The 20,722-nt window shown below is 64.3% G+C and carries 22 protein-coding genes; 10 read left to right on the top strand and 12 right to left on the bottom strand.

The genetic code is table 11. The features are described from left to right. Positions 1 to 14: 14 nt before the first annotated feature. Positions 15 to 1,076: an EF-P lysine aminoacylase EpmA gene (gene epmA / locus RSE12_10410; protein WRH60825.1), complete on the bottom strand. Its 1,062-nt coding sequence runs from the start codon at positions 1,074 to 1,076 to the stop codon at positions 15 to 17. A gap of 105 nt (positions 1,077 to 1,181) precedes the next feature. Here epmA and efp point away from each other — a divergent pair, with 105 nt between their 5' ends. From efp to RSE12_10385, 5 genes are all read left to right on the top strand, one after another. Continuing rightward, on the top strand, positions 1,182 to 1,748 hold the full coding sequence (efp, locus tag RSE12_10405) for an elongation factor P (protein WRH64703.1): 567 nt from the start codon (positions 1,182 to 1,184) through the stop codon (positions 1,746 to 1,748). A gap of 262 nt (positions 1,749 to 2,010) precedes the next feature. Next, entirely contained in the window at positions 2,011 to 2,193 is a 183-nt protein-coding gene (locus RSE12_10400; protein WRH64702.1) for a hypothetical protein, read from the top strand. 126 nt (positions 2,194 to 2,319) lie between these two features. Then, positions 2,320 to 3,105: a 5'/3'-nucleotidase SurE gene (gene surE / locus RSE12_10395; protein ID WRH64701.1), complete on the top strand. Its 786-nt coding sequence runs from the start codon at positions 2,320 to 2,322 to the stop codon at positions 3,103 to 3,105. Then, positions 3,102 to 3,770 carry a protein-L-isoaspartate(D-aspartate) O-methyltransferase gene (locus RSE12_10390; protein ID WRH64700.1) on the top strand — a complete coding sequence of 223 codons (669 nt, stop codon included), beginning with the start codon at positions 3,102 to 3,104 and terminating at the stop codon, positions 3,768 to 3,770. The genes surE and RSE12_10390 overlap by 4 nt, the downstream gene beginning before the upstream one ends. 50 nt (positions 3,771 to 3,820) lie before the next feature. Beyond that, positions 3,821 to 5,056 carry a peptidoglycan DD-metalloendopeptidase family protein gene (locus tag RSE12_10385; protein WRH64699.1) on the top strand — a complete coding sequence of 412 codons (1,236 nt, stop codon included), beginning with the start codon at positions 3,821 to 3,823 and terminating at the stop codon, positions 5,054 to 5,056. Positions 5,057 to 5,092: 36 nt separating this feature from the next. On the opposite strand, the gene RSE12_10380 is transcribed toward RSE12_10385, so the two are convergent. The 5 genes from RSE12_10380 to RSE12_10360 all read right to left on the bottom strand — a co-directional run bounded on the left by RSE12_10380 (position 5,093) and on the right by RSE12_10360 (position 9,079). Then, entirely contained in the window at positions 5,093 to 6,367 is a 1,275-nt protein-coding gene (locus RSE12_10380; GenBank protein ID WRH64698.1) for a hemolysin family protein, read from the bottom strand. 76 nt (positions 6,368 to 6,443) lie between these two features. Next, a complete protein-coding gene (locus RSE12_10375) occupies positions 6,444 to 7,283 on the bottom strand; it encodes an ATP-binding protein (GenBank protein WRH64697.1) in 840 nt (279 codons plus the stop codon). Then, complete coding sequence (gene tatC, locus RSE12_10370) at positions 7,280 to 8,146, bottom strand: twin-arginine translocase subunit TatC (GenBank protein ID WRH64696.1); 867 nt, start codon at positions 8,144 to 8,146, stop codon at positions 7,280 to 7,282. The genes RSE12_10375 and tatC overlap by 4 nt, the downstream gene beginning before the upstream one ends. A 1-nt stretch (position 8,147) precedes the next feature. Continuing rightward, complete coding sequence (gene tatB, locus RSE12_10365) at positions 8,148 to 8,786, bottom strand: Sec-independent protein translocase protein TatB (GenBank protein WRH64695.1); 639 nt, start codon at positions 8,784 to 8,786, stop codon at positions 8,148 to 8,150. Between the two features lie 35 nt (positions 8,787 to 8,821). Next, on the bottom strand, positions 8,822 to 9,079 hold the full coding sequence (locus RSE12_10360; GenBank protein ID WRH64694.1) for a twin-arginine translocase TatA/TatE family subunit: 258 nt from the start codon (positions 9,077 to 9,079) through the stop codon (positions 8,822 to 8,824). Between the two features lie 153 nt (positions 9,080 to 9,232). Between RSE12_10360 and RSE12_10355 the strand changes: the two genes are divergently transcribed. The 3 genes from RSE12_10355 to RSE12_10345 all read left to right on the top strand — a co-directional run bounded on the left by RSE12_10355 (position 9,233) and on the right by RSE12_10345 (position 10,753). Continuing rightward, the gene (locus RSE12_10355; protein WRH64693.1) at positions 9,233 to 9,589 is read left to right on the top strand and encodes an HTH domain-containing protein; all 357 of its coding nucleotides are present in this window, start codon (positions 9,233 to 9,235) and stop codon (positions 9,587 to 9,589) included. 79 nt (positions 9,590 to 9,668) lie between these two features. Continuing rightward, entirely contained in the window at positions 9,669 to 10,004 is a 336-nt protein-coding gene (locus tag RSE12_10350; protein WRH64692.1) for a hypothetical protein, read from the top strand. Between the two features lie 32 nt (positions 10,005 to 10,036). Then, positions 10,037 to 10,753 carry a YafY family protein gene (locus tag RSE12_10345; protein ID WRH64691.1) on the top strand — a complete coding sequence of 239 codons (717 nt, stop codon included), beginning with the start codon at positions 10,037 to 10,039 and terminating at the stop codon, positions 10,751 to 10,753. Here RSE12_10345 and RSE12_10340 read toward each other — a convergent pair. Together RSE12_10340 and RSE12_10335 are read right to left on the bottom strand one after the other, a co-directional pair. Continuing rightward, positions 10,707 to 11,795 carry an ABC transporter ATP-binding protein gene (locus tag RSE12_10340; protein ID WRH64690.1) on the bottom strand — a complete coding sequence of 363 codons (1,089 nt, stop codon included), beginning with the start codon at positions 11,793 to 11,795 and terminating at the stop codon, positions 10,707 to 10,709. The genes RSE12_10345 and RSE12_10340 overlap by 47 nt on opposite strands. Positions 11,796 to 11,884: 89 nt before the next feature. Further along, the gene (locus RSE12_10335; GenBank protein ID WRH64689.1) at positions 11,885 to 12,664 is read right to left on the bottom strand and encodes an SDR family oxidoreductase; all 780 of its coding nucleotides are present in this window, start codon (positions 12,662 to 12,664) and stop codon (positions 11,885 to 11,887) included. A gap of 132 nt (positions 12,665 to 12,796) precedes the next feature. Between RSE12_10335 and RSE12_10330 the strand changes: the two genes are divergently transcribed. Next, positions 12,797 to 14,395: a peptide chain release factor 3 gene (locus RSE12_10330; GenBank protein ID WRH64688.1), complete on the top strand. Its 1,599-nt coding sequence runs from the start codon at positions 12,797 to 12,799 to the stop codon at positions 14,393 to 14,395. 13 nt (positions 14,396 to 14,408) lie between these two features. Here RSE12_10330 and RSE12_10325 read toward each other — a convergent pair whose 3' ends face one another. Both RSE12_10325 and RSE12_10320 read right to left on the bottom strand, forming a co-directional pair. Further along, on the bottom strand, positions 14,409 to 15,377 hold the full coding sequence (locus tag RSE12_10325) for a hypothetical protein (protein WRH64687.1): 969 nt from the start codon (positions 15,375 to 15,377) through the stop codon (positions 14,409 to 14,411). Beyond that, a complete protein-coding gene (locus tag RSE12_10320) occupies positions 15,374 to 16,240 on the bottom strand; it encodes a hypothetical protein (GenBank protein WRH64686.1) in 867 nt (288 codons plus the stop codon). The genes RSE12_10325 and RSE12_10320 overlap by 4 nt, the downstream gene beginning before the upstream one ends. A gap of 246 nt (positions 16,241 to 16,486) precedes the next feature. On the opposite strand from RSE12_10320, the gene RSE12_10315 reads away from it, so the two are divergent. After that, a complete protein-coding gene (locus RSE12_10315; GenBank protein WRH64685.1) occupies positions 16,487 to 18,112 on the top strand; it encodes a DEAD/DEAH box helicase in 1,626 nt (541 codons plus the stop codon). A gap of 160 nt (positions 18,113 to 18,272) precedes the next feature. On the opposite strand, the gene RSE12_10310 is transcribed toward RSE12_10315, so the two are convergent. Continuing rightward, positions 18,273 to 19,946: a ribonuclease J gene (locus RSE12_10310; protein WRH64684.1), complete on the bottom strand. Its 1,674-nt coding sequence runs from the start codon at positions 19,944 to 19,946 to the stop codon at positions 18,273 to 18,275. Then, the gene (locus RSE12_10305; protein ID WRH64683.1) at positions 19,943 to 20,722 is read right to left on the bottom strand and encodes a type III pantothenate kinase; all 780 of its coding nucleotides are present in this window, start codon (positions 20,720 to 20,722) and stop codon (positions 19,943 to 19,945) included. The genes RSE12_10310 and RSE12_10305 overlap by 4 nt, the downstream gene beginning before the upstream one ends.

The following is a 20,722-nucleotide window of genomic DNA, read 5'->3' as shown; positions in this document are numbered from 1 at the left end:
CAGTTTTCCGCCCGTCACTCGGCCACAGGCGCCCAGAGGACCATATCGATTCTTTGTGCGCCTGTGGCCAGCATCACCAGCCGGTCAAAGCCCAATGCGATGCCTGATGCGGGGGGCATGAGGGCGAGGGCGGCGAGGAAATCCTCATCAATCGGGTAGCGTTCGCCGTAGATACGATCTTTTTCGTCCATCTCGATCTGGAAGCGGCGGCGCTGTTCTACGGGGTTGGTCAGCTCGCCAAAGCCATTGGCAAGCTCGACACCGCAGGCATAGACCTCGAACCGTTCGGCTTCGCGCGGATCGTCGGCGCAGGCGCGCGCCAATGCGGCCTCGGCCGCCGGGTAGCGGTCAAGGACGGTGATGTGACCCAGCCCAAGACGCGGTTCGACATGGGAGACCAGCACCTTGGACAGCAGGTCGGACCATGTGTCATCGGGCGAGACGGCCATCCCCTGCCCCACCATTTGCGCGGCAAGAGCGTCGCGGTTCGGGGTGCCATCGGTTTGGATCGTGGCGAGAAGGTCGATACCGGCGTGGCGTGTGAAGGCCTGGGCGACCGAAAGCCGTTCCCACGGCGCGAAGGGATCGCAGCTGCGATCACGATAGCGCAGGAGGGCCGTATTGGCGGTGGTCGCGGCAAGGCGGAGGAAGGCGACCGTGTCCTCCATCAGGACGGTGTAATCCTCGCCCGCGCGATACCATTCCAGCATGGTGAATTCGGGCGAGTGAAGCGCCCCCCTTTCGCGGTTGCGCCAGACATGGGCAAAAGCCGCGATGCGGGTTTCGCCTGCCGCGAGGAGCTTTTTCATCGCGAATTCAGGGCTGGTGTGCAGGTGCATCGCGCGGCGGGTGCCGTCATGCGACAGGGCATCGGTGGTGAAGGCGTGCAGATGCGCCTCATTCCCGGGCGAGACTTGCAGCGCGACGGGGTCCACCTCGGTGAAGCCGTTGTCATCGAACCAGCGGCGCAGCGCCTGCTGGATGCGGTTGCGCGCCAACAGGACAGGGCGGCGGTCGGCATGGCGCGAGGGGTGCCACCACGGGGTTTGGGCTGGGCTGTCGGGCGGGTTGGTCACGGCGTGGCGCTTTCGGTTTGAGATTTGGCGAAAGATGCGATAGGTGCAGCGCCAATCGCCTGCTGGATTATGCGGGCCTTTCTGAAACCGCAAGGAAACGACCCCGTGAAAGTCATCGCTTCTTCCCTTCGCAAGGGCAATGTCGTCGAGATGGACGGCAAGCTTTATGCCGTGCTCAAGGCCGAAAACTTCCATCCCGGCAAGGGCACGCCGACCACCAGCGTGGACATGCGCCGCATTTCCGACGGGGTGAAGGTGTCCGAACGCTGGCGCACCACCGAGATGGTGGAAAAGGCCACAGTGGACGAACGGGAATATGACTTCCTTTATGAAGATGGCGAAGGCTATCATTTCATGGAACCCAACACCTATGAGCAGCTTGTCGCGACACCGGATGTGGTGGGCGAGGACAAGGTGTTCCTGACCGAAGGCATCAAGGTGTACTTGCGCACTTTCGAGGGTGTGGCGATTGCGCTGGAACTGCCGCAGCGCGTGGTGGTCGAGATCACGGAAACCGAACCGGTGGTGAAAGGGCAGACGGCATCGTCTTCCTACAAACCCGCCATCTGCTCCAACGGGCTGCGCGTGATGGTGCCGCCGCATATCGGGGCCGGGGTGCGTATCGTGATCAACACCGACGATTATTCCTATGTGGAACGCGCGAAGGACTGATCTTCGCCATGCTGCATGCCGGAAAGGGCGCCTTCGGGCGCCTTTTTTCTTGCGCGTTCATTCGGGGACGGGGCTGCTGCGACGCAGCAACGGGGCGGAAAGATGTTTCGCTGCGCGGGCAAGGATGCAGGTGCAGCGGAAAATCGTTTGGCGGATTGCCGCCAAGGGGAACGCTATTCCGCTTATGGCATAAATTTCAGAACCCGAAACATTGCGTGATGCGGTAGACTCCGAGGGGAATCGACAAGGAGGAGCACTGCTCATGCCCAAGACCCTGACGATGACCCGTGACAGCCGCATCCGCATGGCACAGGCACCCGGCAAGCGGGCGCAGACTGCTGCGATTGCGCTTTTCCTGCTGGCCTATCTGGCGATCCTTGGCGTGCTGTTTGCGCCAGAAGGGTTCTTTCTGGCGCAACCCGACCCGGTGACGCTGGCCGAGTGACAGATCCGGCCGGGCCGGACAGGTGCATACGCAACACGGATGAAGATGGCGTCCCTAGGGATGGGCCTTTTGCTTGCCGCCCCCTGCGCCCTGATCTAATCAGGAAGCAGGCAAAGAAGGCAGAGCATGCGCATCCTGATCACGAATGACGACGGTATCAATGCCCCCGGGCTTCAGGTTCTGGCCGGGATCGCGGCGGATATCGCCGGGCATGGCGGCGAGGTCTGGACGGTTGCGCCGGCATTCGAGCAATCGGGCGTGGGGCATTGCATCAGCTATACCCACCCGATGATGATCGCCAAGCTGGAGGATCGCCGCTATGCCGCCGAGGGCAGCCCGGCGGATTGCGTGCTGGCGGGCATCTATGACGTGCTGCAGGGGGCAAAGCCCGATCTGGTGCTGTCGGGGGTGAACCGGGGCAACAACTCGGCCGAGAATGTGCTGTATTCGGGCACGATCGGCGGGGCGATGGAGGCGGCATTGCAGGGCATTCCGGCCATCGCGCTGTCGCAGTTCTTTGGCCCTGAGATGGATGGTCTGGCAGACCCGTTCGAGACGGCGCGCAACCATGGCACCCATGTGGTGCGGGCGCTGCTGGACCGGGGCATCTGGACCGGCGATGATTACCGGGTGTTTTATAACGTGAACTTCCCGCCCCTGCCCGCCGCGCGGGTAAAAGGGGTGAAGGTTGCGGCGCAGGGGTTCCGGCGCGACACGTCTTTTTCGGCCGAGGCCCAGCTGTCGCCCACGGGGCGGCGCTATCTGTGGATCAAGGGCGGCCCGCAACAGACCCCCACCCTGCCCGGCACGGATGCGGCGGTGAACCTTGAGGGCTATATCTCGGTCACGCCGATGCGGGCGGACCTGACGGCACATGACCTGCTGTCCGATCTTGAGGCGCGGCTGGCATGACGGAAGGGGCGGGCTTTGACGAGGATGGGTCCGCCGCCGAACGGAAGATGCGTTTTCTGTATGCCTTGCGATCCCGGGGGGTGACCGACAGCCGGGTGCTTTCGGCGATGGAGGTGATCGACCGGGGGCATTTCGTGCGCGGGCTGTTCGCCGAGCGCGCCTATGAGGACATGCCGCTGCCCATCGCCTGCGGCCAGACGATCAGCCAGCCCAGCATCGTGGGGATCATGACGCAGGCCCTGGCCGTGCAGCCGCGCGACAAGGTGCTGGAGGTGGGAACCGGGTCGGGCTATCAGGCCGCGATCCTGAGCCAGCTGGCGCGGCGGGTCTATACGGTGGACCGTCACCGGCGGCTGGTGCGGGCGGCGGATGAGGTGTTCCGCGCGCTGGATCTGACCAATATCACCGCGATCACGGGGGATGGCAGCTTTGGACTGCCCGATCAGGCGCCGTTTGATCGCATCATCGTGACAGCAGCCGCCGAAGACCCCCCAGGCCCCCTATTGGCGCAATTGAAAACCGGCGGTATCATGGTATTGCCTGTTGGGCAGTCGGATACTGTGCAGAGCCTGATCAAGGTGACGCGCACTGACAGCGGATTTGATTATGACGAGCTGCGACCGGTGCGTTTCGTGCCGCTGGTCGAGGGGCTTGGGACCGAATGACTGGAAATGGCTTCGGGGTTTCAACCCGAACGACGGCAGAGAGACAGAGCATGACCTTCGCACCCCTGACGATGCGCGCCCTTGGATTGACCTCGGTCCTTGCCCTTGCGGCCTGCACGGGCGGGCAGCCGGGGATGATGTCGGAACTAGACTGGGATTTCCGGGGCGGTGGCAGCACGCTGGACACCACAGAGGCGGCACGGCAGGCCACGGCGGCGCGGCCGATGCCGGATGCGAACGGGGTGATCAGCTATCCGGGCTATCAGGTGGCAGTGGCGCGGCGCGGGGATACCGTGAGCAGTGTCGCGGCACGGATCGGGATCAACCCGGCGGAACTGGCAAACTACAACGCCATTCAGGCCGAAGCGCCCCTGCGGGATGGTGAAGTGCTGGCCCTGCCGCGCCGGGTGGCGGCGGCGGGTGGCGGCACAAGCGCGGGCGCGGTGATCGGGGGCGGCACGGTGGCCGCGGCTCCGTTGCCATCGGCCGGGGGAGGCGCGGTCAGTGTGACCAGCATCGCGACCACGGCGCTGGACCGGGTGGACAACACCGCCACGAGCCAGCCGGTGGCGGCAGCCTCGAACGACAGCGCCCTTGGCGCCATGGCTCCGACGCGGCATCAGGTGAAGCGTGGCGAAACGGCGTTTTCCATTGCGCGGACCTATAACGTATCAGCCCGCGCTTTGGCCGATTGGAACGGGCTTGGCCCGCAGTTGGAAGTGCGTGAGGGCCAGTATCTGATGATCCCCACACCGACCGGGCAACCGCCCGAGCGGCCTGTGGAAGTGGTGACCCCGCCCGGTGCCGGATCGCCCACGCCCGAACCGCCATCGGCCGCCAAGCCGCTGCCGGATGAGGAGACGAAGCCCGCAGCAGAGGCCGCCAAGGATGTGCCCGCATCGCCCGATCTGGGCGAAACCCGGACCAGCGCTTCGGCGGCGCAATTCGCGATGCCGGCGAATGGCAATATCATCCGCGGCTATGCCCCGCCCAAGAACGAAGGCATCGACATTGCTGCCCCGGCCGGGGCCCCGGTGATGGCGGCAGCGGCGGGAACCGTGGCCGCCATCACGCAGGACACGGCGCAGACGCCGATCATCGTGATCCGTCACGAGGGCGGATTGCTGACGGTTTATGCGGGCGTGGCCGGGATTACGGTCAAGAAGGGCGACAAGGTCACCAAGGGCCAGACCATCGCAAATGTACGGTCGGGCAACCCGTCCTTCCTGCATTTCGAGGTGCGGCGCGGTGCGGCGAGCACCGATCCGATGCCGTTCTTGAAGTAAGTCGGGCCTGTAGTAAGCCGGGCCTTAAGCGGGCGGTCAGCCGATCCGGCTGACCAGCAGCTTGTCGATCCGGCGATCATCCAGATCGATGATTTCAAAGCGGAAACCTTCGGCTGCCGTCGCCTCGCCCAATGTGGGAATGCGGCCGAACAGGTTCAGGATCAACCCTGCCACGGTTTCATACCCCCCTGCCAGTTCGCGGGGGATACCCAGCCTGTCGCAGAATTCATCGGCGGGCATCCAGCCGGAGACCAGCAGACTGCCGTCTTCGCGTTCCAGCAAGGCGGGTTCTTCGTCGGACTGGATGGCCACGGTGCCGGTGATCGCCTCAAGGATATCGCCCGAGGTGATGATCCCTTCGAAATGGCCGTATTCATCATAGACCAGTGCCAGATGGTGCGCAGAGCCGCGCAGAATTTCCATCACGTCCAGAGCATCGGCCTTGTCCGACACGACCGGCACTTCGCGCAGCAGGCGCTGGGGATCGAGGCTTTGGCGGCGGGACAGCGCATCAAAAGCATCGGCAAGGGTTATGATGCCCACCACCTCATCGGTTTCCGCGTTGCGGACGGGCATGCGGGGGCGGCCTATGCGGCGCATCGCGGCGACGGTTTCGGCGGGCGTGGCGTGGAGGTCCAGCATATGGACCTCATGCCGGGGGGTCATCAGGGCGCGGGCGGTGCGGTCGGCCAGACGCATGACGCCGGCGAGCATCTCGCGTTCTTCATGTTCGATCAGACCTTCGGCGCGGGCCTCGGTCAGAAGGGTGTGCACCTCTTCTTCGGTCACCTTTCCGCCGCCATCGCCCGAGGCGCCCAGCAGGCGCAGGATCAGCTTGCCCGACCGATCCAAAAGCCAGACGACAGGGGCTGCGACACGCGACAGCAAGAGCATCGCCGGGGCCATGCGGATGGCGACCGCTTCGGGATTGCGGAGGGCAAGCTGTTTGGGGACGAGTTCGCCGATGATCAGCGACAGATAGGTCAGCACCATGACCACACCACCGACGCCAAGGGTAGAGGCAAGGTCGGCTGACATGCCCTGCCCCACCAGCCAACCCGACAAACGCGCGCCGAGTGTGGCACCGGAAAAGGCGCCTGACAGAACGCCGACTGCGGTGATGCCGATCTGGACCGTCGATAGGAAGCGACCGGGGTCTTCGGCCAGCCGCAGGGCGGCACCGGCACCGATGGATTTGCCTTCGAGCGATTTGAGGCGGGCGGGGCGGGCCGAAACGATGGCAAGTTCGGACATGGCCAAGACCCCGTTCAGCAGGATCAGGGCAACGACGATGAGGATCTCGGTCAGCATGGGGGCCGTTTGGCGAAGAGAAGCGCTTAAATAGGGCAGAGCCCGGCCTTGCGCAAGGGCCGGGCCGCGCCAGCCGTCAGATCCGGATACCTTCGCGGGCGGCAAGATCACAGAAGAATTGCCATGCCACCCTTCCCGACCGCCCGCCGCGCGTGGCCTGCCATTCAATGGCTTCGGCCCAGAGACGGTCTTCTGGGATGGTTACGCCATGGGCGGCACAATAGCCGCGGATCATGTCGAGGTAGTCATCCTGCGAACAGGGATGAAAGCCCAGCCAAAGACCGAACCTGTCGGAGAGCGAAACCTTTTCTTCCACCGCCTCGGACGGGTTGATCGCAGAAGAACGTTCGTTTTCGATCATGTCGCGCGGCATCAGGTGACGGCGGTTCGAGGTGGCGTAGAAAAGCACATTGTCGGGGCGGCCTTCGATGCCGCCGTCCAGCACGGCCTTCAGGCTTTTGTAATGTTGGTCATCATGGCTGAAGGACAGGTCATCGCAGAACAGGATGAAGCGCAGGGGCGCGGCGGCGCGCAGATGGGCCAGCAGGCGGCTGACAGAGGGCAGGTCTTCGCGGGAGAGTTCCACGATCTTCAGATCATGCCCTTCGGCCCGGATCGCGGCGTGAACCGCCTTGACCAACGAGGATTTCCCCATGCCCCGCGCGCCCCAAAGGAGCGCATTGTTGGCCGGCAGCCCCGCCGCGAAGTGGCGGGTGTTTTCCAAGAGCGTATCGCGCGATCGGTTGACGCCGATCAGCAGACCGATGTCCACGCGTGACACGCGGCGGACGGGCTCCAACCTGTCAGGATCGGTGTGCCAGGCAAAGGCCTCGGCCCCGAAATCCGGCGCGGGCATTGGCGCCGGTGCCATCCGTTCCAGTGCGGCGGCAATGCGGGCGAGAAGTTCGTCGGTCATGCCTTGGTCGCGGGTTCTGTTTCGTCTTCATCCTCGTCGATCCAGGTGCCATCGGCACGCATCCGCGCCTCACGCTGTTTTTCGATGCGGCGGATCAGGAAGATGGAGACTTCGTAAAGCGGGTAGATCGCAGAGAACATCAGGATTTGCGACATCACATCGGGGGGCGTGACGATGGCCGCCACAACGAGGATAAGGACGATGGCATATCTGCGCATCGCGGCAAGGCCGCGCGATGTGACGAGCCCCGCCTTGCCCATCAGTGTGAGCAGCACCGGAAGCTGGAAGCACAGGCCAAAGGCCAGAACGAAACTTGTGGTGAGCGAGAGGTATTGTTCCATCGACCCTTGGAAGACGATACCAGCCGGGGCATCGGTGGCCAATTCGCCCGTGACCACGTCGCCACCGAAGTTCTGCTGGAAGTTCAGGAAGAAATCGAAGGCCATCGGCAGAACGATGTAATAGGCGAAAGCCGCGCCGATGAAGAACATGATCGGTGAGGCGAGAAGGAAAGGCAGGAAAGCCTGCTTTTCCGTGCGGTAGAGGCCCGGTGCCACAAAGCGCCACATCTGGAAGGCGATGATCGGGAAGGACAGCGCAAAGCCGCCGAGTACCGAGATGCGGACCGCGACGAAGAACCCTTCTTGCAACTTGATCAGCACAAGGCCGCAATCCTGTTGGCGTTCGGCCAGGGCGTCGCAAATCGGGTGGGTCAGGAAGTTGAAGATGGGATTCCAGACGGTGAAACAAATCACCATCGCCACAATGAAGGCTGCCAGCGAATAGAGGATGCGGTTCCTGAGTTCGGCCAGATGTTCGATCAGCGGGGCCGAGCTGTCGTCGATGTCTTCCTTGGCGGTCATGTCATTCCTCGCCCGGTTTTGCGACAGCTTTGGCCGGGGCTTTCTTGCGGGCAGGCTTGGCAGCGGGCTCTGGGGCCGGGGCGGCGGCCGTTTTTGCGGGTTTCGCGGGCGCTGCTGCGGCAGGCTTTGTGGCCGCGGCGGGTTTGCCCACGGCGCGGAGCTTTTCGGCAGCTTCGGCAGCAATGGCCTTGCGTTGCGCCTGCTGTTCGGCAAGTGCGGCAGTGGCAGGTCCCATGATCGTAGGTTCGGGCGCGGCCACTGCGGCTGCAACCGGGGCGGGCGTGGCCGCAGGCGGCGTCGGCGGCATGGGTGGCGGGGTCAGGGGGCGCGCGGGGGGCGGGCTGGTGGGTTTCGCCGCGTTCTTCAGCGGGTCCCATTTTTCAAAGCGATCTGCGGCGCCTTTCATGGCGTCCAGACCCATCGCCTTGGGCGACGTGACCTTTTTCAGGTCACTCGCCACTTCGTCGACGCCCGTCTCCTTGGCGGCCTGTTCCATGGCGCGGCTAAAGTCGCGCGCCATGCCACGTGCCTTGGCGGTGAAGCGGCCAAGGGTGCGGAACATCTCCGGCAAGTCCTTGGGGCCGATCACGATCAGCGCCACAACCCCGATGACCAGAAGCTCCGCCCAGCCGAATTCCATGCCTGTCTCTCCGTCCTATTCGCGGGGGTCCGGGATCAGACCTTGTCCTTGTCCGCCAGAGGGGCAGAGGCGGCAACCGGCGCTGCGGCAGGCGCAGCGGCGGGGGTGACGTCGCGCGCGCCTTCGGCGGCCTCGCCGTCCAGCTCGGCTTTGCCGTCATTCACGCCCTTCTTGAAGGCCGTGATGCCCTTGCCGACTTCGCCCATCAGCGACGACACCTTGCCGCGCCCAAAGAGCACCAGCACGACGATTGCGATCAGGATCAGGCCCATCGGGCCGATATTGTTGAACATGGTCAGCTCCATCCGTAAGGGCCAAGGGTTGGCCCGATCCCCGTTCTGAAGGTGATGTTTAGGCCTGCTTTTCGCCCGCTTCAAAGGGGAATGGGGTTTCGTTTGCGATCAACTGACAGTATTTTGTCAGTAGCACCGGAAGGAATGGCCGCGATGAAACGGGATGACCGGCTTTACGACCTGATCCAGATCATGCGCGACGGGCGTCTGCATACGGCGGCGGAACTGGCGGCGGCGGTGGGGGTGTCCACACGCACGGTGTGGCGTGACATGGCGGTGATGGCGCGCACGGGCCTGCCGGTCGAGGGGGAGCGGGGATTGGGATATATCCTGCGGTCCCCCCTGATGCTGCCGCCCACGCTGATGACGGCGGATGAGCTGGAGGCGCTGGTCGAGGGGCTGCGCCATGTGGCCGAGGACGAGGCCAACCCCCGCGCAAGGGCTGCGCGCGCGCTGCTGAGCAAGGTGGCAACCCTGATGCCGCAGGCGGGGATTGAAGAAGCAGGGTGACAGGTTGCTGACAGGGTGTTGTCAGTTGGGCCCTGCCAGACAGGTGGCATCGAAACTGCTGTTCAAGAAGGAGAGATGCATGCACCCGAAAACAACCAAGGTTGACCCCGGCGCACCAGTCGTGGCGGAAGTGGTCAGCTTTCGACTGATGCCCGGGACTGACCCAGCCGCCTTTGCGCATGCGGCGCAGGGAACGGAGGCTTTGCTGCGCGCGACGCCGGGCTTTATCCGGCGACGGTTGGTTCAGGCGGACGATGGGCACTGGACCGATTGGGTGGAATGGCAGAACCTGACGACGGCCCATCAGGCAGCCGAAGCCGTCATGGCTGCACCGGAATTTGCCCCCTTCATGGCGATGATCGATCCCGCGACCGTGGCGATGCGGCATGACGCCGTGATCGTTGCGATGGATTGACGCGATCCCCCCGCCCCGCCACGCTTTGACCCATGCGCCGCACCGACCGATTGTTCGACCTGATCCAGATTTTGCGCGATGGCCGCCTGCATACCGCACGCGACATGGCCGAACGGCTGGAGGTTTCGACCCGGACACTTTGGCGCGACATGGCCACGCTGATTGCCAGCGGCCTTCCGGTCGAAGGAGAGCGGGGCGTGGGTTATATCTTGCGCGAGCCGATCACCTTGCCGCCGCTAACCCTTACCGACGAAGAAACCGAGGCGTTGGCAGTGGCGATGCGCTTGCTGGCGGTGGGAGCAGACCCGAGCCTCGCCGGGGCCGCGGCCAGCCTTGCAGCCAAGATTTCGGCGGTATTGCCGGAATCGCGGCGGGCCCATGCCGACCCTCCGGTATGGATTTTTCCAGGTGAGGAAGCCTTGGCCGCAGCGGCGCATTTGCCGACCCTGCGGCGGGCGATCCGGCTGCATGAGGTGGTGGACATCGCCTATGTGGATGAAAGCGGGCGGGAAAGTCGGCGGGCTGTCCGGCCTTTGGTTCTGGAATTCTGGGGGCGGGTTTGGACGCTGGCCGCATGGTGCGAAGGGCGCAGCGATTTCCGGTCTTTTCGCGTGGACCGGATGTCGGATGTTGTTCTGACAGGGCGGATCGCGCTGCCCGAGGTCGGGCGCGACCTTGCGGCATGGCGGGCGAAGATTGGCGTCAGCGGCTGGCCGGATACACGAAGCAGCGGTCACGGCGGATCATGAGCCAGAGCGCGGTGCCGGGTTTGGGGAGAAAGACGCCGGGGACGGATGCGGTGAGGATTGATCCATCATGGTCCATCCGGAAATCGACAAGGCTTTCGCGGCCCAGATAGCGGGCGCGTTGCAGCGTGCCGCGCGCGGGGGTACCGTCCTGCGCGGTGGGGTTGGGGCCGCGACCACCCCGGTCGAAATCAATCTTCAGGTGCTGGGGGCGGATGATGATTTCGACCTCGGCCCCGTCGGGGTAGCCGGGGGTGAGGAAGGCGCCAAAGGGCGTATCGGTCAGCGCGCCGCGGCAGGTGCCGCGGATCACGTTGATATCGCTGAAGAACGCGGCGGCGGCCTTGTCCACCGGGGCGTTGTAGATGTTGTAGGGCGCGCCGCGCTGCACGATCCGGCCGCCGCGCATCAGGGCGATTTCATCGGCCATGCGCATTGCCTCATCCGGTTCATGGGTGACCAGAAGAACGGCGGTGCCTTCTTCTTTCAGCACCTCAAGCGTGGTGTCGCGGATGCCGTCGCGCAGGCGGTTGTCGAGGCCGGAAAAGGGTTCGTCCATCAGCATGACCTTGGGGCGCGGGGCCAAAGCGCGGGCGAGGGCCACGCGCTGCTGTTCGCCACCCGAAAGCTGATGCGGGTGTTTGGGGCCGTAGCCGGAGAGGTTGACGCGGTCGAGGAGTTCATCCACCCGCCGCGCCTTGGCCGCGCGGTCCCCGGACAGACCGAAGGCCACGTTCTGAGCCACGGTCAGGTGCGGGAACAGGGCGAAATCCTGAAACATCAGCCCGACCGAGCGCGACTCTGGCGGGACAAGGACGCCATCGCCGCAGACGGTGCGCCCGTCGATGCGGATGGTGCCGGTATCGGGGCGTTCGACACCCGCGATCATCCGCAGCGTGGTGGACTTGCCGCAGCCCGATGGGCCGAGGAGACAGGTCACCTGCCCTGCCGCCACTTCCAGCGACACGTCATTCACCACCGGCGCACCGCCGAAGGACCGGCTCAGTCCGGTGGCGACAAGGCGGGGGGGCGGCGTGTCGGGCATGGGTTCCCTAGCGAATTGATCGGGAATGTGCGTAGCAGGCGGGTCGGGCGGGGGCAAGCGCCCCCTCGGCCTGCGTCACAGGCTTGCGATCACAGCGTGGCGACTGTCTGGCCGCCATCGAGCAGGATGTTCTGCCCTACGATGAAGGCCGCCTGTTGCGAGCAGAGAAAGGCGCAGGCCGCGCCGAAATCGCCGGGGTCGCCATAGCGGCGGGCGGGGATTGATGCCTCACGCCGGGCGCGGGCGGCGTCCATGCTGATGCCCTCTGTCTTCATCACGACCTGATCAAGCGAGGTGGCGCGATCGGTGGCATGAATGCCGGGCAGCAGGTTGTTGATCGTCACGCCATGGGGCGCGACCTGACGCGAGGTGCCAGCGACATAGCCGGTCAATCCGGCGCGCGCGGTGTTGGAGAGGCCAAGCTGGGGGATCGGGGCCTTGACGGATTGCGAGGTGATGTTGACCACCCTGCCCCATTTGCGTTCGATCATCCCGGGAAGAAGCGCCTTCATCAGTGCGATCGGGGTGAGCATGTTGGCATCCAACGCGCGGATGAAATCGTCGCGGGTCCAGTCCGACCAGATGCCCGGGGGTGGGCCGCCTGCGTTGGTGACAAGGATATCGACGCCTGCTGCTGCCGCAAGCACGCGGTCGCGGCCCTCATCTGTGGTGATGTCGGCGGCGATGGCGGTGACGTTCACGTTGTGACGGGCGCGGATGGCGGCGGCAGTGGCCTCCAGCGCCTCGGCTCCGCGGGCGTTCAGGATCAGGTCGACCCCGGCTTCGGCCAGCGCCTCGGCGCAGCCTTTGCCAAGACCCTTGGACGAGGCGCAGACGAGTGCGCGTTTTCCCCTGATGCCCAGATCCATGTCCGTCTCCCCTTTTCCGGTTCTACGCGAATGGGTAGCGGGCGCGACGCGGCGCGGCAAGGTCAAGCGGGCGATGGGCCCCACGGGACGGCCCAACTGGACGGAGGCCGCGCTTTGGGCTAATGCCCGGTCATGCTAGACAATCGCCCCACCCTTCCGCCCGAAATCGCCCGCCGCCGGACGTTCGCCATCATCGCGCACCCCGATGCGGGCAAGACGACGTTGACCGAAAAGTTCCTGCTGTTCGGCGGGGCGATTCAGATGGCGGGCCAGGTGCGCGCCAAGGGCGAGGCACGGCGGACGCGGTCGGACTTCATCAAGATGGAGCAGGAGCGCGGGATTTCGGTTTCTGCCAGCGCCATGTCGTTCGATTTCGGCACGTACCGGTTCAATCTGGTTGACACCCCCGGCCACAGCGATTTTTCGGAAGACACCTATCGCACGCTTACCGCCGTGGATTGCGCCGTGATGGTGATCGACGGGGCAAAGGGCGTGGAAAGCCAGACACGCAAGCTGTTTGAAGTCTGCCGCCTGCGCGATCTGCCGATCCTGACCTTTTGTAACAAGATGGACCGCGAGGCGCGGGACACGTTCGAGATCATCGACGAAATTCAGGAAAATCTGGCCATCGACGTGTCGCCCGCAAGTTGGCCCATCGGGCAGGGGCGCGAGTTTTTGGGATGTTATGACATTCTGAATGACCGGCTGGAACTGATGGACCGGGCGGATCGCAACCGGGTGGCGGAAACGATCCAGATCAACGGGTTGGATGATCCGAAGCTGGCGCAGCATGTGCCCGCTGACCTGCTGGCCAAGCTGCGTGACGAGCTGGAAATGGCGCGGGAGTTGCTGCCCGCCTTTGACCGCAACGCCCTGCTGAACGGGTCAATGACACCGATCTGGTTCGGGTCGGCGATCAATTCCTTTGGGGTGAAGGAGTTGATGGACGGGATCGGGAAATACGGCCCCGAACCACAGCCCCAGCCCACGGCGACGCGCAAGGTGGCCCCGGAGGAACAGGCCGTGACCGGCGTGGTGTTCAAGGTGCAGGCCAATATGGACCCCAAGCACCGCGACCGCGTGGCCTTTGTCAGACTTGCATCCGGCCATTTCGAGCGGGGCATGAAGCTGCTGCATGTGCGGTCGAAAAAGCCGATGGCGGTGTCGAACCCGGTGCTGTTTCTGGCCGCGGATCGGGAATTGGCCGAAGAGGCCTGGGCGGGCGACATCATCGGCATTCCGAACCATGGCCAGTTGCGCATCGGCGATGCGCTGACCGAAGGTGAAGCGCTGCGGTTCACGGGCATCCCGTCCTTTGCGCCGGAATTACTGCAAGGTGTGCGGGCGGGCGATCCGATGAAGGCCAAGCATCTGGAAAAGGCGCTGATGCAGTTTGCCGAAGAGGGTGCTGCCAAGGTGTTCAAGCCGATGATCGGATCGGGCTTTATCGTGGGCGTCGTGGGTGCCTTGCAATTCGAGGTGCTGGCCAGCCGGATCGAGCAGGAATACAGCCTGCCCGTGCGGTTCGAGCCTTCGCAATTCACATCGGCCCGCTGGGTTTCGGGGCCGAAGGATGAGGTGGACCGCTTCGTCAACGTCAACAAGGGCCATATCGGCACCGACAATGATGGCGACATGGTCTATCTGACGCGTCTGAAATGGGACATTGACCGGGTTGAGCGCGACTATCCGCTGCTGCGGCTGACGGCGACCAAGGAAATGATGGTCTGACACGCGGCCTGCGTCATATCCGCAGGCGCGTGCAGGCAAAGACGACATCCAGTTGCCGCCCCTCCAGATACCCCGCCAGCGTGCCGGGGGTGGGGAAGAGGGCATCGACCCATCCCGCCTCATCCGGTGCGGGCAGACGGCGGGCGAAGAAATCCAGATGTTCGCGCGCAGCGGCGCAGGCGGCGGGGGCCTCGATCCCGCTGCGGCGGGCCTGACGCAGCAGGTCTTCGGCCAGCGGCACATCCAGCCAGAGGATCGTGCGCGCATCGGCATAGGCGGCCCTATGCGTCTGCTGCCCTTTTGGCATCGAGGACCAGTAGAGATCCAGCGTCTGCGCCAGTTCAGGCGCGGGCAGGATCAGCACCGGGCCGCGGCGCGCATCGGCGGTGGCGATGGCGAAATCCACCACTGCGCGGGCAATCAGCCGGTGCAGGGCAAAGGCCTGCGGCGCGGCGGCCACGGCTTCGGGGCTGGCGCGATAAAGCGCCATCCATTGCTGGGCCAGAAAGAACCGGTCGGGCAGTTCCTCAACCAGATCGGGCATGGCCATATAGGGTTTCATCGCCTGCCGCCGCGAGGTGGTGACAACGGGCACGCGGATCACCACGGGGCCAGCCAACAAATCGCGGCGCAGGATCAGTTCAAAGGCGAAGCGGATTTCCTCATCGCTTTTGCTGTCGCCGGGCGGAAGTTGCAGCCCCGACACCACCACCCGCAGCCGCGCATAGGGGCCGTCGAAATGGCTGTTGGCCAGTGTGGCGCCAAGCACGGCCGTGCCTTCGGCCGCGTCTTGCGGCAAGACGGGCAATGCGGCACCAGAGAAGACATCCGTGATCGTCAGGCTGGGCTGGGGGGCGGGAAGGCCTGCATCCAGATGGACAAATTCGAAGCGCAGTTCCGTTTCCGCCCGTGCTGTGCCCGCCGTCCAGAACAGGCAAAGGGTCAGAAACAGGACAAGGGGGCGCAGGGCGGATGGCATCATGCGGGCTTTCTTTGGGTTGAAGGCAGGGCGAGGCAGGCGCCCAGGATCAGGGCATCGGCAAGGCGGAGGAATTGCAGAAGCTGCATCAACCCATCGCGCACCGAGCCATAGCTGGCGAAATCGGGCGGCAGGGTTTGCGAGATGTAATCAAGCACGGTGTCATCGCCCAAAAGCGGGTGGACCGTGTCGCTGGTGAGGTGAAGTTCGGCCCAGAACAGCAGCAAAAACAGCGTGAAGCACAGCGCCACCAGATAGACGGCCTTTTCCCGCCCTTGCGTGACCAAGCCGTTGGACGCCACGATCCGCGTGAGCACGAAAGACCCGAGCCCGGTGGAAAGCTGCATGGCCTGGCTGTATTCGGCCCAGTCTGCCGACAGCACGGCCTGCACGCGCAGCATCAGAAAGACGATGCGCGCAAAGAGATAGGGATCACCGACCGTTTCGGCGAAGGGGTCAACGTCTTCGGCGAGAAGTGCGTCGGTGAGGGGGGGGTGCCAGCAGGCATCGATAAACGTGCCCCAGCAGCCGTGGACGGCGATCAGATAAGCGATCCATGGCAGGTGAACCGCCATGACGCCGCCAATAATGGCCAGAACAAGCAGCCGCTGGTTATGCGCGGTAGCGGGGGCTGGGGCTGGCGTGGCTGCAGGCGGGGGCGGTGGGGCCGCGTAGGGATGGGCCCCTGCGCCCTGTGCCGGCAGATAGATCGGGGGGCCGCCCGGCCCGCCATCGGGGGTGGGCAACCAGACGGCGTAATACAGCAGCGGCGCTGCGGCGGCAGGCGGGGGTGGCGGGGTGTCGGCCAAAGGGATGTCAGGCTGCGGCGCAGCCGTTGGAGCGGGCAGCGCGGGATGCGCTGTCATTGCCCCGGACACTGGATCGGTCGCGTCGCGCGCCGTCTCCATCACTCACCCACCCACTCGTCACACAAACCACTGGAAACTTGGTATCTTGGGCTTTTGCAGCCTGTCAACCTTGGCGATCCTTGACCCTGCACGGGAATTCCGCTACATGCGCGAGAGGTGGCCAGACCACCCTTGACGCCGGGACGCCCGGACAGCAGCGTCCCTTCATCTTTGCGGGCCGATCCCGCATCTACAAGGACGCTTATGACCAAATTCTCCGATCTCGCGCTGGACCCGCGCGTACTTCAGGCCGTTGCGGAAGCGGGCTATGAAACCCCGACGCCCATTCAGGCGCAGGCCATCCCCCATGCGCTGCAAGGCCGCGATGTTCTGGGCATTGCCCAGACAGGCACAGGCAAGACCGCAAGCTTCGTGCTGCCGATGATCACGCTGCTGGGCCAGGGCCGCGCACGCGCCCGGATGCCGCGCAGCCTTGTGCTGGCGCCGACGCGCGAACTGGCCGCACAGGTGGCCGAAAACTTCGACACCTATGCCAAGCATACCAAGCTGACCAAGGCGCTGCTGATTGGCGGCGTATCCTTTGGCGAACAGGACAAGCTGATCGACCGCGGAGTCGACGTGCTGATTGCAACGCCCGGCCGTCTGCTGGACCATTTCGAACGCGGCAAGCTGCTGTTGACCGGCGTGCAGATCATGGTGGTGGATGAGGCCGACCGGATGCTGGATATGGGGTTCATCCCCGATATCGAACGCATCTTCCAGCTGACGCCCTTCACCCGCCAGACCCTGTTCTTCAGCGCCACCATGGCGCCGGAGATCGAGCGGATCACCAATACCTTCCTGTCGAACCCGGCCAAGATCGAAGTGGCGCGGCAATCCACCGCCTCGACCACGATCGAACAGAAGCTGATCCAGTTCACCCCATCGCGCAAGGATCGCAGCTTTACCGAAAAGCGCGCCGTGCTGCGGGCGCTGATCAAGGCCGAGGGCGAAAGCTGCACCAACGCCATCGTCTTCTGCAACCGCAAGATGGATGTGGATGTGGTGGCCAAGTCGCTCAAGTCGCATGGGTTCAACGCATCACCTATCCATGGGGATCTGGACCAGTCGGTGCGGACGCGGACGCTGGACGGCTTCCGTGACGGATCGGTGCATCTGCTGATCGCGTCGGACGTAGCGGCGCGCGGTCTGGACATTCCGGCCGTGAGCCATGTGTTCAATTTCGACGTGCCGAGCCATCCGGAGGATTACGTCCACCGCATCGGCCGGACGGGCCGCGCCGGGCGTCTGGGCAAGGCCTATACGATTGCCGTGCCGTCGGATGAGAAATACCTGTCGGCCATTGAGAGCCTGGTGAAAATGCCGATCCCGCGTGGCGAACTGCCCGAGGGGCTGGATCTTGCGAGCGAAGGGTCGGACCGGCCGCGCGAAGAGCGCAGCTCGCGTGGCGGGCGTGACCGGAATGAAGGGCGTGATCGTGGCCGCAGCGGTGGCGGGCGTGAAGACCGCGCACCGCGTGAGCCGCGGGCCGAAGTGCCGGTCGCCGTCGCCCAGCCGGAACCGGTGCAGGCCGAGGCCCCTGCCCCGCAGCCGCGCCGCGAAGAGCGCCCACGTCGCGAAGATGAGCGGCGGTCCGAAGGGCGCAGCGATGAACGTCGGGCTGATGGAAATCGGGGCGAGGATCGGCGCGAGCGTCGGGATGATCGGCGCGACGACCGTCGCGGTGGCTATCGCGATGACCGTGGCGGCCCGCCCGTAGTGGGCATGGGCGACCATGTACCGGATTTCATCCTGCGCAGCTTCAAGATCGCCAGCGCCCCGGTGGATGAGAGCGAAGAAGACATGGCCGTCAGCGGCACCGAAGGCTGAGAGGCCCGAGAATGGCAAAAAGGCCCCGCACTGCGGGGCCTTTTTTGTTGTGCGCCGGAAAATTCTTCTGCGAAGAATTTTTGGCCCCAAATTTTCTGCGAAAATTTGGCATCCTTTGCAGAAGGATCACACAAAGATTTTTCGCTGAAAAATCTTTGTCTTACTCGGCCATCAGGCGGCTGACGACGACGGTCACTTCGGGTTTCTTGCCGATCTCTTCCATCGACACCTGCCGCACGATGCGGCGCAGCGCCTCGTCCAGCTTGTCATCGTCGCGCAGGATCTTGCGCCCGGCTCCGTTCAGGAATTCGGCCAGATCGGCCTCCATCGTTTCAGCCAGCGGGCCGGACCGGCCTTTGGAGGAAAGCCCCATGATCTCGACCCAGGCGTCGCCCAGCACTTCGGCATCGTCATCAAGGATCACGGTCACCATGACATGGCCGTTCAGCGCCATGCGGATGCGGTAGCGGATCACGCCTTCCAGCGCGCCGACCTGCACATTGCCATCCAGATAGACGCGCCCCGTTTCGATATGGCCCACGACAGTGGGGGCTTCACCGCTGAGGTCCACCATCATGCCGTTTGTCACAACTGCGGTGGACAGGCCCGCCTCGGCCCCGATGCGGGCGTGTTCGCGCAGATGGCGGTGTTCGCCATGCATCGGGATCAGCATATCGGGCAGCAGGAGGCGATGGACATGTTCCAGATCGGGGCGGTTGGCATGGCCCGACACGTGATAGCGGCCACCGCCGTCATCCATCACATCAACCCCCATTTCCGAGAAGTTGTTGACGATGCGCAGCACCTCGCGCTCATTCCCGGGAATGGTCTTGGACGAGAAGAGGAACAGATCGCCCTTCTTCATCTCCATCCCCAGATACTTGCCGCGCGACAGTTGCGCGCTCGCGGCGCGGCGTTCGCCTTGCGAACCGGTCACGATCAGCATCAGGTTGCCGCGCGGCACGCTCGCGGCATCTTCGGGGCTGACGGTGCGGGGGAAATCGGTCAGCACGCCGGATTGTTCGGCGGCGGCGACCATGCGCTTCATCGCGCGGCCCATCAGGCAGACCGACCGGTCTGCCGCGCGGGCGGCTTCGGCCAAGGTGCGCAAACGGGCGACGTTGGAGGCGAAGGTTGTGGCCACAACCAGACCGCCGCGCCCGGCCACCAATTCGCGGATCGGTTCGCGGATGGAGCTTTCGGACCGGCCGGGATGCAGAGAAAAGACGTTGGTGGAATCGCACATCAGCGCCTTGACGGGGCGTTCGGCGGCAATCTCGGCAAAGCGGGCGTCATCCCACGCCTCGCCCACGATCGGGTTGTGATCGAGCTTGAAATCGCCCGAATGCACGATGCGGCCTGCGGGCGTGTCGATCACCAGCGCGGCGCTTTCGGGGATGGAATGGCTGACCGGCACGAACTGCACCTTGAACGGACCTGCCGTCACCGTTTCCGGGCGCGGCAGGACGGTGCGGATCATTTCGACCGGCAGACCCTGTTCTTCGAATTTCAGCCGTCCGATGGTGGCGGTGAAGCGGCGGGCATAGACGGGCTTTTGCAATTTGGGCCAGAGATGGCCCAATGCGCCGATATGGTCTTCATGCGCGTGGGTGATGAAGATGGCTTCCAGACGGTCGAGATTGTCTTCCAGCCAGCCCAGATCGGGAAGGATAAGGTCCACACCCGGCGTTGAATCCATGTCCGGAAAGGTTACGCCCATGTCGACAAGGATCAGGCGTTCCTTGCCGGCGGGGCCGTAGCCATAGACATAGGCGTTCATGCCGATCTCCCCGGCACCGCCGAGGGGAAGATAGATCAGCCGGTTTGCAGTCATGCGGTTTCCATTTCCTTGTTGTAACGGTCGATGAGCATCAGGCCATGCATGGTCAGGTCATCTTCGACGCTGTCAAATAGTTCAGTATCCTGCGCGAACAGGGAGGCGAGGCCCCCGGTCGCGATAACCTTCATCGGGCGGTCGCGTTCCTTGCGCACTTCGCGCACGATGCCTTCGACCAGGCCGATATAGCCCCAGTATACGCCAGATTGCATGCAGGCCACCGTATTCGTTCCTATGGCGCGGATGGGGCGGCTGATGTCGACATGCGGCAGGGCGGCGGCGGCCATGTGCAACGCCTCGAGCGAGAGGTTCACGCCGGGGGCGATAACGCCGCCGATATAGGCGCCGTCCAGATCCACGACGTCAAAGGTGGTGGCGGTGCCGAAATCGACGACGATCAGATCGCCGCCATGGCGGTCATGCGCACCCACAGTGTTGACCAGCCGGTCAGGGCCTACGGTGGTGCCCAGATCAACGCGGGGGCTGACGGGAAGGCGGCATTCGGGTTTGCCCACAACCAGCGGGCGGCAGTCGAAATAGCGGTTGCATAGGACGCGCAGGTTGAACACCACGCGCGGCACGGTGGAAGAGATGATGGCGCTGTCGATGGTGGCTTCGGTTTTGGTCAGCATCATCAGCGAGGACAGCCAGACGAAGTATTCATCGGCCGTGCGTTTGTGATCGGTGGCGATGCGCCATGTGGCGATGAAGCGCGCGCCGTCCCAGATGGAGACGACGGTGTTGGTATTGCCGCAATCGATGGCGAGGAGCAT

The organism is Fuscovulum sp., from assembly GCA_035192965.1.
Taxonomy (GTDB): domain Bacteria; phylum Pseudomonadota; class Alphaproteobacteria; order Rhodobacterales; family Rhodobacteraceae; genus Paragemmobacter.
The sequence above is the reverse complement of the archived record's forward strand: the minus strand, read 5'-3'. Positions and strand labels throughout refer to the sequence as shown.